Origin of the sequence: Arthrobacter sp. AL12 (assembly GCF_029960645.1) — a bacterium.
Classification (GTDB): domain Bacteria; phylum Actinomycetota; class Actinomycetes; order Actinomycetales; family Micrococcaceae; genus Arthrobacter.
In genome coordinates this window covers 401,702-417,473 of record NZ_JASBQY010000001.1, presented here as the reverse complement: position 1 = coordinate 417,473, position 15,772 = coordinate 401,702, and the positions used below count along the sequence as shown (strand labels likewise).

The window sequence follows — 15,772 nt, the reverse complement described above, 5'->3', positions numbered from 1 at the left end:
GACGTTGCGATGGGGCTGCGCCGCCGACGGAGACCCGAAGGAAAGAGGACTGCATTGGGAGATGACGCGAATAGCGCCCGGACCGGCAGCGCGGAACTGGAGCTGGTGGACCGCTGGTGGCGGGCCGCCAACTACCTCTCCGTGGGGCAGATCTATCTCCGCTCCAACCCGCTGCTGCGGGAACCCCTGAGCGCCGGCGACACCAAATCCAGGCTGCTGGGCCACTGGGGCACCACGCCGGGACTGAACTTCGTCTACGCCCACCTGAACCGGGTCATCCGCCGGGACAGCCAGAGCATGCTTTTCATTGCCGGGCCAGGCCACGGCGGCCCCGCCGTCGTGGCGAACGCCTGGCTTGAGGGAACCTACTCCGAGATCTACAGCAACGTCGGCGACGACGGGCAGGGCATGGCTGAGCTCTTCCGGCAGTTCTCCTACCCGGGCGGAATCCCCAGTCACGCCGCCCCGGAAACCCCGGGCTCCATCAGCGAAGGGGGTGAGCTCGGCTATTCCCTGGCGCACGCCTACGGCTCCGTCTTCGATAACCCCGATCTGATCACCGCCGTCGTCATCGGCGACGGCGAGGCCGAAACCGGGCCGCTGGCGGCGAGCTGGCACTCCCACAACTTTCTGGACCCGGTCCATGACGGTGCGGTGCTGCCGATCCTGCACCTGAACGGCTACAAGATCGCCAACCCCACCATCCTGGCCCGCATGCCCGAAGCCCAGCTGGAACAGCTGCTGCGCGGCTACGGGCACGAGCCGCACTTCGTGACCGTGGCCCATCCGGACGACACAGCGGCCGCGCACCGGGACTTCGCCGCAGTACTGGACGACTGCCTCACGGAGATCCGGGCCATCCAGTCCACCCGCAGGAGCGGAACTGCAGGCGGCGGGCCGGCCCGACCTGCCGAAGACCGGGCCGCGCGCTGGCCCATGATCGTGCTGCGTTCGCCGAAGGGCTGGACCGGACCCAAAGTCGTCGACGGGCTGCAAGTGGAAGGAACGTGGCGGAGCCATCAGGTGCCGCTGTCCGAAGTGCGCACCAACCCGGAGCATCTGGCGCAGCTGGGGGAGTGGCTCGAATCGTACCGCCCTGCCGGGCTGTTCGACGACGCCGGACGGCTGCGGCCGGAGGTCGCGACGAACGCCCCCAAGGGCCCACTGCGGATGAGCGCTTCCCCGTACGCGAACGGCGGCGTGCTGCTACGGGACCTCAAACTGCCGAAGTACGAGGATCATGCCGTCCCGGTGGCGCAACCGGGGGTCGAGCGGGTCAGCGCCATGATCACGCTGGGGTCCTGGCTGCGCGACGTGATCAGCCAGAACCCCGAGACGTTCCGGCTGTTCGGCCCAGACGAGACGGCGTCCAACCGCCTGCAGGACGTCTATGAGGTCACGGACAAGGTGTGGCAGTACCGGATCGAGGAACTCGATGAGCATCTGGCCCGCGCAGGTCGGGTCATGGAGGTCCTCAGCGAACACCTCTGCCAGGGCTGGCTTGAGGGGTACCTGCTGACCGGCCGGCACGGCGTGTTCAGCTGCTACGAGGCGTTCATCCACATCGTCGATTCCATGTTCAACCAGCACGCCAAGTGGCTCAAGGTGCACCGTGAACTGCCCTGGCGCCGGCCGGTCGCCTCGCTCAACTACCTGCTGTCATCGCACGTCTGGCAGCAGGACCACAACGGCTTTTCACACCAGGATCCCGGCTTTATTGACCACGCCGTGAACAAAAAAGCGGAGGTCATCCGCGTCTACCTGCCCCCGGACGCGAACACGCTGCTCTCCGTGATGGAGCACTGCCTCGATTCACGGGACTACGTCAACATCGTGGTCAGCGGCAAGCAGCCCTCGCCGACCTGGCTCGGCCCCGCCGACGCCGCGCACCACTGCCAGCGCGGCCTGGGCATCTGGGAATTCGCCGGTTCCGAGGTCCCCGGCGAGGAGCCCGACGTCGTGTTGGCCTGTGCCGGCGACGTGCCGACGGTCGAGACGGTCGCCGCGGCGGAACTGCTGAAGGCCGGTGCCCCGGGACTGAAGATCCGGGTGGTCAACGTGGTGGACCTGATGCGGCTCCAGGACGCCAGCAAACACCCCCACGGCCTGACGTCCCGGGACTTCGACGGGATCTTCACGGCGGACAAGCCGATCATCTTCGCCTACCACGGGTATCCGTCCCTGATCCACCGGCTGGCGTACCGGCGGACCAACCAGGAGGGGCTGCACGTCCGCGGCTACAAGGAGGAGGGCACCACCACGACGGCCTTCGATATGGCCATGCTCAACGGGATTGACCGCTTCCAGCTCGCCATCGACGCGATCGACCGGGTGCCGGGCCTGGCGGAGAAGCACTCGCTGCTGCGGCAGGCGCTGCAGGACAGCCGGATCCGGGCGCACAACCACACCCGGGACCACGGCGAGGACGCGGAGGACATCAGCGGCTGGACCCTCGGCCGGGACTAGCCCCGCTGCCGGCAGCCGCGCCACCCGCGGCCCGGGTGCCGCCGCCGCTACGGCTGGGTGCCGGGGAGCCCGTCCAGCCCGCCGGTGGGCAGGTGGATCCAGCCTTCGGTCCGGGCGGCCCGGGCATGGGCGGCATCCGGGCGAAGCGTCACGCCGAGCGCCACGGCCCGGGCCGTGAGGGCGGCGATGAGCGCGTCGAACATGTCATCGGACCCGGCCATCCGGTCCGCGTGGCCGGCCAGGTCCAGCCAGGGCGCTGCCTGCTGCAGCGCGTCAAGGACCCCGGCCAGCCGCTGCGTTTCCGCCCCGCCGCGACCCTTGTAGCCGCGGGCCAGCAGGCCCCAGGATTTCAGCGACGCCGCCGGGTAGACCTCGGCGAGCCGGCCGCTGCCGTCCCGGGCCTGCGGGCCGTGGTCCCGGGCGATTTTGGCCTGGATGACGGCGCAGCGCATCGCCGGGTGGGCCAGCCGGTCGGCGGAGACGCTGAGCGGGATCAGCCCCGTCTGGGCGGTGACGAAACGGTCGGTGTCCCGGTAGGCCAGCAGCCGGCGTCCCTCGATGCCGTCATAGTCCAGCACGGGGTGCGGCTCGAAGGCCAGGTGTCCGGCCAGGAAGGGCAGGAAGGCGTCCGGCCAGCCCACCGGGCAGTCGATCCCGGTCATGTCGCTGGCGCCGAAGAGCCGCACGATTTCCTCATCGCCGACGTCGAGGGCCAGATGCGCCAGGCGGGCGGTACCGTTGCCCCATTCGATGACGGCGGCCGCGGTCTTCCGGGTGGCTGCGGCGAGGTCCACGCCGAGGGTCCTCACCGCGGCCCGCCCGCGACGGCAAGCCGCAGGATCCCTTTCATCCGGCTGATACAGAGCGGTACCGGAGGGCGCCGGGCAGCCCACCCGGGCTGGCCAGGCCCTCGCCGGCGGCGAAGCGGGCCCACACAGCGCGGAGGGCCCGGCCCTGGGTGTTGATGTCCTCCCAGCTGGCGCCCGTGAGCAGCCCGGCACCTGCCCAGGTCTGTTGGTCCCCGAACAGCAGCGGCAGGTCGACGGTGTGCGCGGCCCCGTAGAAGTTCCCCGGCGCCGCCCAGGAGAGCACGTAGCTGTAGGCCGTGCCGCCGGCCTGGGCGTGCCGGCGGGCGAACTTCCTGGCGGCCCGGCCGTACACCGCCTCGGTCACGGCCCAGTTGATGGCTTTCACGACGGCGGTCCCGAGCACCGGGACCTTGGCCAGCCGGCCGACGACAGGGTTGCGCGGCAGGAACAGCCGGGCTTCTTCGGACGTGTGTCCGATCAGGACCTCAATCCCGGGCGCCGTGGCGTTCCAGGCGTCCTCAATGCCGGATTCCGGCGGCAAGGGGGAGTGCCCGTACTGGGTGCCGAACGGCATGGCCGCGATCAACCCGAACTTCCGGGCCACCTGCGACACGTGTCCTTCGATCTCCACAACGTCCATCGCCGGGGTGTCCTCGGTGACGTGCTCCGCCGCGATGCCCATCGCGGTGCTCATCTTTTCCCGGCCGCGGGTGATGCCCAGGGGTGCGCTTTGAATGATGGCGCGCTGGAACAGGGAGGGGGCCTCCGGAGTCGCCATGAGGTGGGCGACGGCGTCGCCGCCGGCGGACTGCCCGAAAGCGGTGACCCGTCCCGGGTCGCCGCCGAAGGCACCGATGTTGCGCTGGACCCAGCGGAACGCCTCGAGCTGGTCCAGCAGGCCGAGGTTTGCGGGCCGGCCCGTGCCCGTCGAGAGATAGCCGAACAGGCCCAGGCGGTATGTCACGGACACCACGATGACCCGGTTTTCGGCGACGAGGGCGCTGGGATCGAAGATCGCCAGGTCCCCGGAACCAGACGTGTAGGACCCGCCGTGCAGCCACACCATCACCGGGACCCGCTCGCCGTCGTCGAGCCCGGCCGGCATGGTGATGGAGAGCCGCTGGCAGTCCTCACTGCCGGGCAGCTCCCCGTAGCGGGTGCCGAGGATGTCGTCCAGGAACGGCACCGGGGCCTGCGGGCACGCCGGGGACAGGGACGTCGCGGCGAGGACCCCGGTCCGGTCCGGTGCGCTTACCGGAGGCTGGAATCGTCCCGCGGCGGCATAGGGGATCCCGGTGGCCCGCACGACGTCACCGTCCCGCCAGCCGGTGACCGGACCGCAGGGAGGACTAAAGGCAGGCTCGGGCTTCATAAGCCAACGATTTCACACATTTCTGACCCGTTGCTGACAGCGGCCCTCCACCCTTAAACTCCAACGCGGGGTCACTCACGGACCATATCCGGCGTCCGGATGGGCAGCAAGTGACCCCGCGTTGGAGTTTGGGGTGCTTTAGTGCGTGTGGGGGACGTAACGCTTGATGGAGGCCTCGAGCTCGGCCTCGGCGGCGGCGCGGTCTCCCCAGCCCTCGGCCTTGACCCACTTGCCCGGCTCCAGGTCCTTGTAGCGGGTGAAGAAGTGCTCGATTTCCTTGATCAGGAATTCGCTGACATCGCTGATCTCGTTGATGTGATCGAAGCGCGCGTCGACCGGCACGCAGAGCACCTTGGCGTCCCCGCCGCCGTCGTCGGTCATGTTGAACACGCCGATGGGGCGGGACTCAACAATGACGCCGGGGTGCAGATCGAAGTCCTGCAGCAGCACCAGGGCGTCCAGCGGATCGCCGTCTTCGCCCAGGGTGTTCTCGAAGAAACCGTAGTGCGTGGGGTACTGCATCGAGGTGAACAAGACGCGGTCCAGGCGGACGCGGCCCGTTTCGTGGTCGACTTCGTACTTGACGCGTGATCCCTTGGGGATCTCGATGGTCACGTCATGCTTCATGGACTGCTCCTTGAGAAATTGCGGGGGTGCGCGGTCTTCGGGGATGCGCGGCACGCACAAAAGGCTGACGGTGCCGCCGACTACTATTGAGGATATAGCGAGAGGCCCGGGTTTCAGGAACTTGTGGGGACATTTCAGCACTAAAGGACCAGCAGCGGCATGAAACGCAGAACGAGCCACCCGGGCGCTGACCCGGTGACCGGGCCGCTGCGGCGGAGCCCCCCGCTGCTGCTCCAGACCCTGCTGGTCGCGGCACTCGCCCTCCCCGCCGGCGTAGCCGTCGCCCCCGCTTTCCTCGGGCCCAGCCCCGCCGAAACCGCGCCGGCCACCCCGCCCTGGCACCAGGCCCCCGGCTCACTGGCCGCCCCCGGCGGCGCGGCGGCCGGCACCGGCCCGGACGGCATCGAACCGCTCGCAGCCGCCGCCCCCGTCCCGCAGCCCGGCCCGCTCGCGGCCCAGCTCAACGAAACGCTCAAGACCGCCGGCGCCGGGGACTTCACCGGTGTGGTGCAGGACGCCCTCACCGGGGAGGTCCTCTTCGACCGGTCCGGCGACGAGGTCCGGGTCCCGGCTTCCAACATGAAGCTCCTGACGGCCGCCGCGGCCCTGCGCGCACTCGGCCCGGAACGCCGTTTCAGCACCCGGGCCGTCGCCGGGGCGGCCCCCGGGTCAGTCGTGCTCACCGGCGGCGGGGACGTGCTCCTCGGTGCCGGCGAATCGGTGCCCGGCGCCGTGCTGGGCCATGCCGGGCTCGCCAGCCTGGCGCAGTCGTCCGTCCGGGCCCTGCAGGACGACGGCGTCTCCGTCCCCTTGACGGTCCAGCTTGACGACTCCCTTTTTACCGGCCCCGCGCTGAACCCGGCCTGGAACCTGGAGGATGTGGCCGCCGGCGAGATGGCCCCGCTGTTCCCGCTCGCCTTGAACTCGGCCCGCTTCGACCCTGCCACCACCACCGGCCCCCGCCCGCAGGACGCCGCGATGGGCGCTGCCGAGGCGTTTTCCGCCCAGCTCGCGGCGGCGGCCGGTGCGGCCGGCCTGACGGTGGCGCCCGGCGTCACGCGGGTCCGCGCCGGAACGGACGACGGCGGCACCCGGGTCCTGGCCGAAGTCCAGTCCGCCACGGTGGGCCAGCAGGTGGACCTGCTGCTGCGCACCTCGGACAACTACCTGACCGAGGTGATCGGCCGCATGGCGGCGCTCGCCGCCGGGCAGCCCGGCAGCAACGACGGCGCCGTCGCGGCCGTGCTGCAGCAGCTGGCAGACCTGAACATCCCCGCCGCCACGCTGCGCGCCGCCGACGTCTCCGGGCTGGCCCTGGCAAACCGGGTCTCGGCCCGGCAGCTGGCCGAAGTGGTCCGGAACATGACCTCGGGCGCGGATACCCGGCTGCGCGCCGGCCTGGCCGGATTCCCGGTCGCCGGGCTCACCGGAACCCTGGGGGAACGGTACGTGGACGACGCGGCGACGGCCGGCGGTGCAGGCCTGGTCCGAGCCAAGACCGGTACGCTCAACACTGTCATCGCCCTGAGCGGCTACGTCGTGGACGCCGACGGCCGGCTTCTGGTGTTTTCCTTTGTCGGCAACGGGCTGACCCCGGGGGCGGGGAACAAAACAGCGCTGGACCGCACCGCCTCCGTCCTGGCCGGCTGCGGCTGCCGCTGACCCCTGCGGCCAACTTCGAACCGTCGACTGCTCCATAAACGTCCTTTTGGACCCCGGAAACGGCAGTTACGGAGCAGCGGATGGCCTGGACGGCGGCGTTGAGCCGCCGGTCGTTCGCCGCCCGCCGAATTTAAGGCGCAATGTCAGTCCGCTGTGGTCTGATGGAGCCTATGGAGCCCTCTGCCCGCGAGACATCAGTCCAAGCCCAAGCCCTGATCAACTGGGAGCTTGCCGCCTCCACCGCCGCCCGCCTGACGCCCGCCGGCCCCGTGCTGGGATCGGCGGAGATCGGCGGAGCCGTCGACAACCTGCGGCTGATGGCGGACCTTTCCGTGCCCCACGTCCATGACATCACCGGCCTGGAGGCGGCCCGCGACCTGCGCGATTCCTCGGTCCTGGTGGTGGACCGCGCGTCCTGGTCCAAGGCCAACACGCAAAGCTTCGCCGTGATGCTCCAGCCCGCGATGGAAAAGATGCTCGAGAGCCGCCGCGGCACCATGAACCCCGGCATGGCCAGCGTCAGCAGCGCCATCACGGGCAGCCAGCTCGGCGCCATCCTCGCCTTCCTCTCCAGCAAGGTCCTGGGCCAGTACGACCCCTTCTCTGCGCTTGCCGAGAACTCCTCCGCCCCCGCTGGCGGCCGCCTTCTCCTCGTGGCGCCGAACATCATCTCCGTCGAGCGTGAAATCAACGTCGAACCCGAAGACTTCCGGCTCTGGGTCTGCCTCCATGAACAGACCCACCGGGTGCAGTTCGCCGCGGCGCCCTGGCTGCGGCACCACATGCTGGAGGAGATCGACAGCCTCAGCGGGCAGCTGCTCGGCAACGTCGACTCCCTGATGGAACGGGCCTCGGCCGCCGCGAAATCGCTCAAGGACCGCACGGCATCCGGCTCCGCCCCGAGCCGGGGCGCCATCCTGGACCTGCTGCAGAACCCCGAGGAAAAGGCCGCGATCTCGCGCCTGACCGCCCTCATGAGCCTGCTCGAAGGGCACGCCAACGTGGTGATGGACGCGGTCGACTCCAGCATTGTGCCCTCCGTGAAGACCATCCGGCAACGCTTCAACTCCCGGGCCACGGACCGCGGCGTGATCGAAAAGTTCATCCGCAGCCTGCTCGGACTGGACGCCAAAATGCGCCAGTACAGCGACGGCGCCAAGTTCGTCCGCGAAGTCGTGGACGTGGCCGGAATGGAGGGCTTCAACCGGGTCTGGGAGTCCGCGGACCACCTGCCGACCGAGGCCGAAATCCACAACTCCGGGCTCTGGCTCGAGCGGATGGGGCACTAGGTCCCGTGACATCCAGTCCCGTTTCCAGCGGACAACTTTCCAGCGGACGACGCCGGCCCGGCCGGCTGGCGCCCGTCGTCGGCACTGCGCGGAAGATGCTGCAGGACGCGCTGGCCGGCGCCGGCTATCCGGAACGGATCTTGGTCGCCTGCAGCGGCGGACCCGACTCACTGGCCCTCGCCGCGGTGGCCGCCCACTTCGCCCGCCGCGGGCACGTCGACGGCCACCCCGTCACCGTGGGCGCCGCCGTCGTGGACCACCAGCTGCAGCCCGGATCCGCCGAGGTCGCCGCCGCCACCGCCGTGACGCTGCGGGAACTGGGGCTCTCGTCCGTGCAGGTCAGGACGGTCGAGGTTGCCTCCACCGGGATGGGGCCGGAGGCGGCTGCCCGGGACGCCCGGCACGCCGCCCTTGAAGCCGCCGCCGACGACACCGGTGCCCAGGCCATCCTGCTCGGACACACCCTTGATGACCAGGCCGAACAGGTGCTGCTGGGGCTGGCCCGGGGCTCCGGAACCCGTTCCCTGGCGGGCATGCGGCCCGCCCGCGGCCGCCTGCTGCGCCCCTTCCTGGGACTGCGCCGCGCGGACACGCTCGAGATCTGCGAGGTCGAGGGCCTGGACCCCTGGCACGATCCCAGCAATGCGGATCCGGCGTTTGCCAGGTCCCGGACGCGGGTGGAGGTGCTGCCGCTGCTCGAGGAGAAGCTGGGCCCGGGGGTGGCCGAATCGCTCGCGCGCACTGCCGCGATCCTGCAGCTGGACGCCGATTACCTGGAGGACGTGGCCAATGACACCTTCGTCCGGCTGCGGGAACAGTCCGGCGGTACCATCAGCCTCCCGGAGGAAGCCCTGCGCGAACTGGCACCGGCCGTAAGGTTCCGGGTCATCGCGAAGGCCGCGGCCGCCGTCGGAGGCGTCCAGCCCAGTTACCAGCGGCTGCTCGCCGCGGAAGCACTGCTCCGCCGGCAGGGATCGGCGGGCCCGGTGGAGCTCCCCGGCGGCGTCAGTGTCCACCGGCTCTCGCTCGTCGAGCTCCTGGCCGAAGGGCAGTCCGGCCCCGGCGGCGTTCCCCGCGAAGCGGCCCGCTGTGGGAAGCTTGTATTCCGGCCTCAAAAACCGCCCAAAATATAGTTGCCCCCGCATCTACACAGGAGTTATTGGTGGATTCAAACGACGTCCAGGCAGATCTCAAGCACGTTCTGTACTCCAGGGAGCAGATCCAGACACGGATCACCGAACTCGCTGCCCAGATCGACAAGGACTACGAGGGCCGCGATCTGCTGATCGTCGGCGTGCTAAAGGGCGCCGTGATGGTCATGGCCGACCTCGCCCGTGCCCTTCACAGCCACGTTTCCATGGACTGGATGGCCGTCTCGTCCTACGGGTCCGGCACGCAGTCCTCCGGCGTGGTCCGCATCCTCAAGGACCTGGACACGGACCTCATGGGCAAGGATGTCCTGATCGTCGAGGACATCATTGACTCCGGCCTGACCCTGTCCTGGCTCAAGACCAACCTGGAATCCCGCGGCACGGCGTCGGTGGAAATCTGCACCGCGTTCCGCAAGCCCACGGCGGCGAAGGTCCAGATCGACGTCAAGTACGTCGGCTACGACATCCCCAACGAGTTCGTGGTCGGCTACGGCCTGGACTACGCCGAGAAATACCGCAACCTGGACTTCGTCGGCACCCTGGCGCCGCACGTCTACGAGTAGCCGCCGCCGTTACGTCCGGCTGGACAGGACCCGGCGCGGGCCCGGCAGGGCGCGGTCCCGCCCGGCCCCGCTACGCCCTCAGGGAACTTTTGGACTTCACCGTGCGTGAGCTAAGGCGACGGTGTATAGCTAGACACTGACGCAGTATCACACGCGCGCAGAACGGTCGCCGTGCAGCACTACCAGGAGGGACGGGGCCTGCCCCGAACAGATGAAAGCTAAGAGTTTCTTCAAGGGCCCGGGCATCTGGATTGTCGTTGTTGTCGGCATGCTCCTGCTCGCCTTTGCCACCCTGTCCCCGGGCGGCGCAGCCCGGATCGATACGGACAAGGGCCTCGCGCTGCTGACCGACAAAGGCGGCAAGGTTGAACAGGCAAAGATCTTCGACGCGGAAAACCGTGTGGACCTGGTCCTGAAGGAAAACCTGCAGGTTGACGGCCAGGACAAGGGCAAGAACATCCAGTTCTACTACGTCAACGCCCGCGCGGACGATGTCGTCAAAGCCGTCACGGACGCCCGCCCGCCGAGCGGCTACACCGACCAGCCGGTCGAGAACAACTGGTTCGCCGGACTGTTCTCCCTCCTGGTCCCGGTCCTCCTGCTTGGTGTCCTCTTCTGGTTCCTGCTCTCCCGCATGCAGGGCGGCGGCTCCAAGGTCATGCAGTTCGGCAAGTCCAAGGCCAAGCTGGTCAACAAGGACATGCCCCAGGTCACCTTCAGTGACGTGGCCGGTGCCGACGAAGCCGTCGAGGAACTCGAAGAAATCAAGGAATTCCTGCAGGAACCGGCGAAGTTCCAGGCCGTGGGGGCCAAGATCCCCAAGGGCGTGCTGCTCTACGGCCCTCCCGGCACGGGCAAGACCCTGCTGGCCCGGGCCGTCGCGGGCGAAGCCGGTGTCCCGTTCTTCTCCATTTCCGGTTCCGACTTCGTGGAAATGTTCGTCGGCGTGGGCGCCTCCCGTGTCCGCGACCTGTTCGAGCAGGCCAAGCAGAACGCCCCCGCCATCATCTTCGTGGACGAGATCGACGCCGTCGGCCGCCACCGCGGTGCCGGCATCGGCGGCGGCAATGACGAACGCGAGCAGACCCTCAACCAGCTGCTGGTTGAAATGGACGGCTTCGACGTCAAGACCAACGTCATCCTGATCGCCGCCACCAACCGCCCCGACGTACTGGACCCGGCCCTGCTGCGCCCGGGCCGTTTCGACCGGCAGATCTCCGTCGAGGCCCCCGACCTGATCGGCCGCGACCAGATCCTGAAGGTCCATGCCAAGGGCAAGCCGATGGCTCCGGGCGTCGACCTGAAGGCCGTGGCCAAGAAGACCCCCGGCTACACCGGTGCGGACCTGGCCAACGTCCTCAACGAGGCCGCCCTGCTGACCGCCCGCTCCAACGCGAACCTGATCGATGACCGAGCCCTAGACGAGGCCATCGACCGCGTGATGGCCGGCCCGCAGAAGCGCAGCCGCGTCATGAAGGAACACGAACGCAAAGTCACCGCGTACCACGAAGGCGGCCACGCCCTCGTCGCCGCGGCGCTGCGCAACTCGGCCCCGGTCACCAAAATCACCATCCTGCCCCGCGGCCGCGCCCTGGGCTACACCATGGTGGTTCCGGAAAACGACAAGTACTCCATCACGCGCAACGAACTGCTCGACCAGATGGCCTACGCCATGGGCGGGCGCGTCGCGGAGGAGCTCGTCTTCCACGACCCGTCCACCGGCGCATCCAACGACATCGAGAAGGCCACCGGGATCGCCCGCAAGATGGTCACCGAGTTCGGCATGAGCGAACGCGTCGGCGCGGTGCGCCTCGGCCAGGGCGGCGGCGAGCCCTTCCTGGGCCGCGACGCCGGCCACGAACGCAACTACTCCGACCAGATCGCCTACATCGTCGACGAGGAAGTGCGCCGCCTGATCGAGGGCGCCCACGATGAGGCCTACGCCATCCTGATTGAGAACCGCGTCGTCCTGGACGAGCTGGCACTCGAACTGCTGGAACGCGAAACGCTGAACCAGGCCGAAATCGCCCAGGTCTTCACCAACATCCGGAAGCGTGATTTCCGCGAGATCTGGCTCTCCAAGGAGACCCGCCCGATCCAGGAGATCGGCCCGGTGGAGTCCCGCCGCGAGAAAGCCGAACGCGAAGCGCAGGAAGAAGCCAAGGAAGCCCGCCTCGAGGAACCGCTGGACACGTTCCCGCCGCACGCCCAGGGGGTTGTCTCCGGACAGGAGCCGTTCCAGGGCGGTGTATCGGATCTCGGGCCCGACGGCCATCCCGGCTAGGCTTCTTCCGTGACTTCTTTCTTCAATGACGACGACGACGCTCCCGCCACCGATTCCCTGGCGGCGGGAGCGCCCGTCCCCGGCGCCGTCGTGGACCAGCCCCGCATCGAGGCGGCCGTCCGTGAGATCCTCCTGGCCATCGGCGAGGACCCGGACCGCAGCGGGCTTCTGGACACCCCCCGGCGGGTCGCGAAGGCCTACACCGAGATGTTCGCCGGGCTCCACCACGATCCGGCTGAAATCCTGGCCACCCAATTCGACCTGGACCACGAGGAACTCGTCCTGGTCAAGGACATCCCTTTCTACTCCACCTGCGAGCACCACCTCGTTCCGTTCCACGGCGTCGCCCACGTGGGCTACATTCCCTCGCATGACGGGAAAGTCACCGGCCTGAGCAAACTCGCGCGGCTCGTGGACATGTTCGCCCGCCGCCCCCAGGTCCAGGAACGCCTCACCACCCAGATCGTCGAAGCCCTAGTCACCCATCTCAAGCCCCGCGGCGCCATCGTCGTCGTCGAATGCGAACACCTGTGCATGTCGATGCGCGGCATCCGCAAGCCCGGCGCCAAGACCGTCACCAGCGCGGTGCGCGGGCAACTCCATGACCCGGCCACCCGTGCCGAGGCCATGAGCCTCATCATCGGAAGGTAAGAACACAAACCATGGATTCCTTAGCCGCAGCCCCCGGAACCGGACCGGCGACTTCGCCCCTGCCCGTCCTGCGCAAGCCGCGCCCGGCCGCCAAATTCGCGAACCTTCCCACGGACCGGACCCTCGTGATGGGGATCCTGAACGTCACCCCGGACTCCTTCAGCGACGGCGGCGAGCACGCCGCCGCCGACACGGCCATTGCCGCCGGCCTGCGGATGTTCTACGGCGGTGCCGACATCATCGACGTCGGCGGCGAATCCACCCGCCCGGGAGCGGTCGAGGTCGGCGTCGAGGAGGAGCAGCGCCGGGTGCTGCCCGTGATCCAGGCCCTGGTGAAGGCCGGGGTCCTGGTCAGTATCGACACCACGCACTCCGCCACCGCCGCAGCGGCGCTGGACGCCGGTGCCGCCATCATCAATGACGTCTCCGGGCTGACCATGGAGCCGGAGATGGCCGACCTGGCGGCCCGCAGCAAGGTCCCCTATATCCTCACCCACCGCCGCGGCGACGCCGGCACCATGGACTCCCTGACCGAGTACGGGAACGTCGCGGAAGACGTGGCCGCGGAACTCGCCGGCGTCCGCGACAAGCTGTACGCGGCCGGCGTCGCTCCGGAACAGATCATCCTGGACCCGGGACTGGGCTTCGCCAAGAACGAGGAGCAGAACTGGGAACTGCTCCGCCGCCTGGACGTCCTGCAGGCCATGGGCCACAAGGTGCTCGTCGCAGCCTCCCGCAAGCGGTTCATCGGCAGCCTCCTGACCGAGGCCGGCAAGGCCGCCCCGCCGGCCGAACGCGACGCAGCCACCGCCGCTGTCACCGCCATCAGCGCCCACCGGGGCGCCTGGGCCGTCCGCGTGCACGACGTCGGCCCCAGCCTCGACGCCGTCAAGGTCGCCGCCCGCTTGACCACGGCGCCGGCAGCTGCTGCGCCGGCCGCCGCCGGCGAGAACTGAACCGACAGGCCACCATGGACCAGATCACGCTGACCGGCGTCACCGCCGTCGGCCACCACGGCGTGTTGGATTTCGAGCGGCGCAACGGCCAGCCGTTCGTCGTCGATGCCGTGCTGCACCTGGACTTCAGCCGCGCCGCCGCCTCCGATGACGTGTTCGACACCGCGCACTACGGTGAAGTGGCCGAATGCGTCCGGGGCTGGATCACGGGGGAGCCACTGAACCTGATCGAGGCGCTGGCGGTGCGGATCGCCGAGGACGTGCTGTCGAAGTTCCCCGTCGCCGCTGTGGACATCACCGTGCACAAACCCAAGGCCCCGATCGCAGTCGAATTCGGCGACGTCTCCGTCAGCGTCCGGCGGACCCGGCAGGAACAGCCATGAACTACACCCGGGCCGTGCTCGCGCTCGGCAGCAACCTGGGGGCGCGCAGCGACACCCTCTCGGCGGCCGTCGCGGACCTCGTCGACCCGCCCGAGGTCCGCCTGCTGGCCATCTCGCCGATTGTGCAGACCAAGGCCGTGGGCGGGCCTGCCGGCCAGCCGGACTTCCTCAACATGGTGATCACCGTGGAGACCACACTGGCGCCCCTGGAGCTGCTGCAGCACTGCCACGCGGTGGAGCAGAAGCACCTCCGCGTCCGCGACGTGCGCTGGGGCCCGCGCACCCTCGACGTCGACATCATCACGTACGGGGAACTGGCCAGTTCCGACCCGGAGCTGACCCTGCCCCACCCGCGCGCAGCCGAGCGGGCGTTTGTGCTCTACCCGTGGTCGCTCATCGACCCCGGCGCCGAGCTCAACGGCGAACGCGTCGGCGAACTCGCCGTCAAGGCCGCCGACTTCGCCGACCTCGTGCCCTTCGACGGCTTCGAAAACCTCCACGGCGTGGCCGGAGGGGTGGAGTGATGAAGCTGACCAGCCCCCTGGTGCTGCTGGTGATCAGCGTCGCTGTGGCGATCCTGGGCTGGCTCGCGGCCCTGCTGACGACCCGCTACGGGCTGAACACCCCCGTGCTGCCGCTCAACGGGCTCATCACGATGGGCGTGATCATGGTGCTCACCGTCGTGCTGGGCATCCGGGTGCTGCGCTGGCGGAACGGCAATAAGAAGAAAATGCTCAACCCGATCCTGGCCGCCTGGACCCTCGTCCTCGCCCAGGCCTGCGCCTACACCGGCAGTGTGCTGCTGGGCTGGCATGCCGGGATCTTCGTGGACCAGCTGCGCCTCTGGAACCTGCGCAGCGACCAGACCCTCGCCTGGCAGGCCCTGGCCATGGCCGGCGGCGGCCTGGCCATGATCGGCGTCGGACTGATGGTGGAACGGTTCTGCCGGATCCCTCCCGAGGAGGGAGAGGGCGAATCGGCCCTGGGGCTCCAGGACAAGCGCAAACCCAAATCGGAAGGCGAATATGCGTACCGAGGCGATTGACCCCCCGGGCATCACCTGGCTGCGCGTCTCACCAAAATACGTCACGGTCCGGCTCGCCAGCTGGGCGCTGGCCAACCTCGTCGTCGTGGCGCTGCTGTGCGTTCCGCTGGTCCTTGTCGTCACCGGCTGGTGGGAGAACTTCCCGCTCTGGCTGGCCGTCGCCCTCCCGGCCGTGATTCTGGTCCTGGCCCTGTGGCGGCTCCTGCTCATTCCCCGCCAGGTGCGCGCCATCGGCTACGCCGAACGTGAGGATGACCTGCTCATCCGCCGCGGCATCTTCTTCCAGCGCACCCTGGTGGTCCCCTACGGCCGGATGCAGTACGTGGACATCGGCGCCGGACCGGTGGAACGCGGCCTGGGCCTGTGCACCCTGAAACTGCACACCGCGTCCGCCGGCACCAACGCCGAAATCCCGGGCCTGCCCGCCGCGGAGGGCGCACGGCTCCGCGAGCAGCTCTCCGCCCGTGGTGAAGCCCGGCTGGCCGGACTGTGACGGTCCCGCTGTGAGGTCCTC

Annotated in this window: 15 protein-coding genes; 12 read left to right on the top strand and 3 right to left on the bottom strand. The window is 69.1% G+C overall.

Going from position 1 to position 15,772, the window contains the following annotated elements; genetic code table 11:
- Positions 1-54 precede the first annotated feature (54 nt).
- Positions 55-2,466, top strand: a complete 2,412-nt coding sequence (locus tag QK291_RS01970; protein ID WP_282378597.1) for a phosphoketolase family protein — start codon at positions 55-57, stop codon at positions 2,464-2,466.
- A 47-nt stretch (positions 2,467-2,513) separates the two neighbouring features.
- Here QK291_RS01970 and QK291_RS01965 read toward each other — a convergent pair whose 3' ends face one another.
- The 3 genes from QK291_RS01965 to QK291_RS01955 form a co-directional block, all read right to left on the bottom strand.
- Positions 2,514-3,275, bottom strand: a complete 762-nt coding sequence (locus QK291_RS01965) for a DUF429 domain-containing protein (RefSeq protein WP_282378594.1) — start codon at positions 3,273-3,275, stop codon at positions 2,514-2,516.
- Positions 3,276-3,312: 37 nt separating this feature from the next.
- Positions 3,313-4,647 carry a carboxylesterase family protein gene (locus tag QK291_RS01960; RefSeq protein ID WP_282378591.1) on the bottom strand — a complete coding sequence of 445 codons (1,335 nt, stop codon included), beginning with the start codon at positions 4,645-4,647 and terminating at the stop codon, positions 3,313-3,315.
- Positions 4,648-4,785: 138 nt separating this feature from the next.
- On the bottom strand, positions 4,786-5,274 hold the full coding sequence (locus QK291_RS01955) for an inorganic diphosphatase (RefSeq protein ID WP_282378589.1): 489 nt from the start codon (positions 5,272-5,274) through the stop codon (positions 4,786-4,788).
- A gap of 159 nt (positions 5,275-5,433) precedes the next feature.
- Between QK291_RS01955 and dacB the strand changes: the two genes are divergently transcribed.
- From dacB to QK291_RS01900, 11 genes are all read left to right on the top strand, one after another.
- Positions 5,434-6,936, top strand: a complete 1,503-nt coding sequence (dacB, locus tag QK291_RS01950; protein WP_282378587.1) for a D-alanyl-D-alanine carboxypeptidase/D-alanyl-D-alanine-endopeptidase — start codon at positions 5,434-5,436, stop codon at positions 6,934-6,936.
- Positions 6,937-7,106: 170 nt separating this feature from the next.
- Positions 7,107-8,225, top strand: a complete 1,119-nt coding sequence (locus tag QK291_RS01945; protein ID WP_282378585.1) for a zinc-dependent metalloprotease — start codon at positions 7,107-7,109, stop codon at positions 8,223-8,225.
- Positions 8,226-8,320: 95 nt separating this feature from the next.
- Positions 8,321-9,358, top strand: a complete 1,038-nt coding sequence (gene tilS / locus QK291_RS01940) for a tRNA lysidine(34) synthetase TilS (protein ID WP_282378945.1) — start codon at positions 8,321-8,323, stop codon at positions 9,356-9,358.
- A gap of 29 nt (positions 9,359-9,387) precedes the next feature.
- Positions 9,388-9,939 (top strand): hypoxanthine phosphoribosyltransferase, encoded by a 552-nt coding sequence (hpt, locus tag QK291_RS01935; RefSeq protein ID WP_282378583.1) that lies wholly within the window; start codon positions 9,388-9,390, stop codon positions 9,937-9,939.
- A 211-nt stretch (positions 9,940-10,150) separates the two neighbouring features.
- Complete coding sequence (gene ftsH / locus QK291_RS01930) at positions 10,151-12,223, top strand: ATP-dependent zinc metalloprotease FtsH (protein WP_282378581.1); 2,073 nt, start codon at positions 10,151-10,153, stop codon at positions 12,221-12,223.
- 90 nt (positions 12,224-12,313) lie between these two features.
- Complete coding sequence (folE, locus tag QK291_RS01925; protein ID WP_282378942.1) at positions 12,314-12,874, top strand: GTP cyclohydrolase I FolE; 561 nt, start codon at positions 12,314-12,316, stop codon at positions 12,872-12,874.
- 11 nt (positions 12,875-12,885) lie between these two features.
- Positions 12,886-13,830: a dihydropteroate synthase gene (folP, locus tag QK291_RS01920; protein ID WP_282378579.1), complete on the top strand. Its 945-nt coding sequence runs from the start codon at positions 12,886-12,888 to the stop codon at positions 13,828-13,830.
- Positions 13,831-13,844: 14 nt separating this feature from the next.
- Positions 13,845-14,213, top strand: coding sequence for a dihydroneopterin aldolase (folB, locus tag QK291_RS01915; RefSeq protein ID WP_282378577.1), 369 nt, complete (start codon positions 13,845-13,847; stop codon positions 14,211-14,213).
- On the top strand, positions 14,210-14,737 hold the full coding sequence (gene folK, locus QK291_RS01910; RefSeq protein ID WP_282378576.1) for a 2-amino-4-hydroxy-6-hydroxymethyldihydropteridine diphosphokinase: 528 nt from the start codon (positions 14,210-14,212) through the stop codon (positions 14,735-14,737). The genes folB and folK overlap by 4 nt, the downstream gene beginning before the upstream one ends.
- Positions 14,737-15,258, top strand: coding sequence for a DUF3180 domain-containing protein (locus QK291_RS01905; protein WP_282378574.1), 522 nt, complete (start codon positions 14,737-14,739; stop codon positions 15,256-15,258). Before folK ends, QK291_RS01905 begins: the two co-directional genes overlap by 1 nt.
- Positions 15,239-15,751 (top strand): PH domain-containing protein, encoded by a 513-nt coding sequence (locus QK291_RS01900; RefSeq protein ID WP_282378572.1) that lies wholly within the window; start codon positions 15,239-15,241, stop codon positions 15,749-15,751. Before QK291_RS01905 ends, QK291_RS01900 begins: the two co-directional genes overlap by 20 nt.
- Positions 15,752-15,772 lie beyond the last annotated feature (21 nt).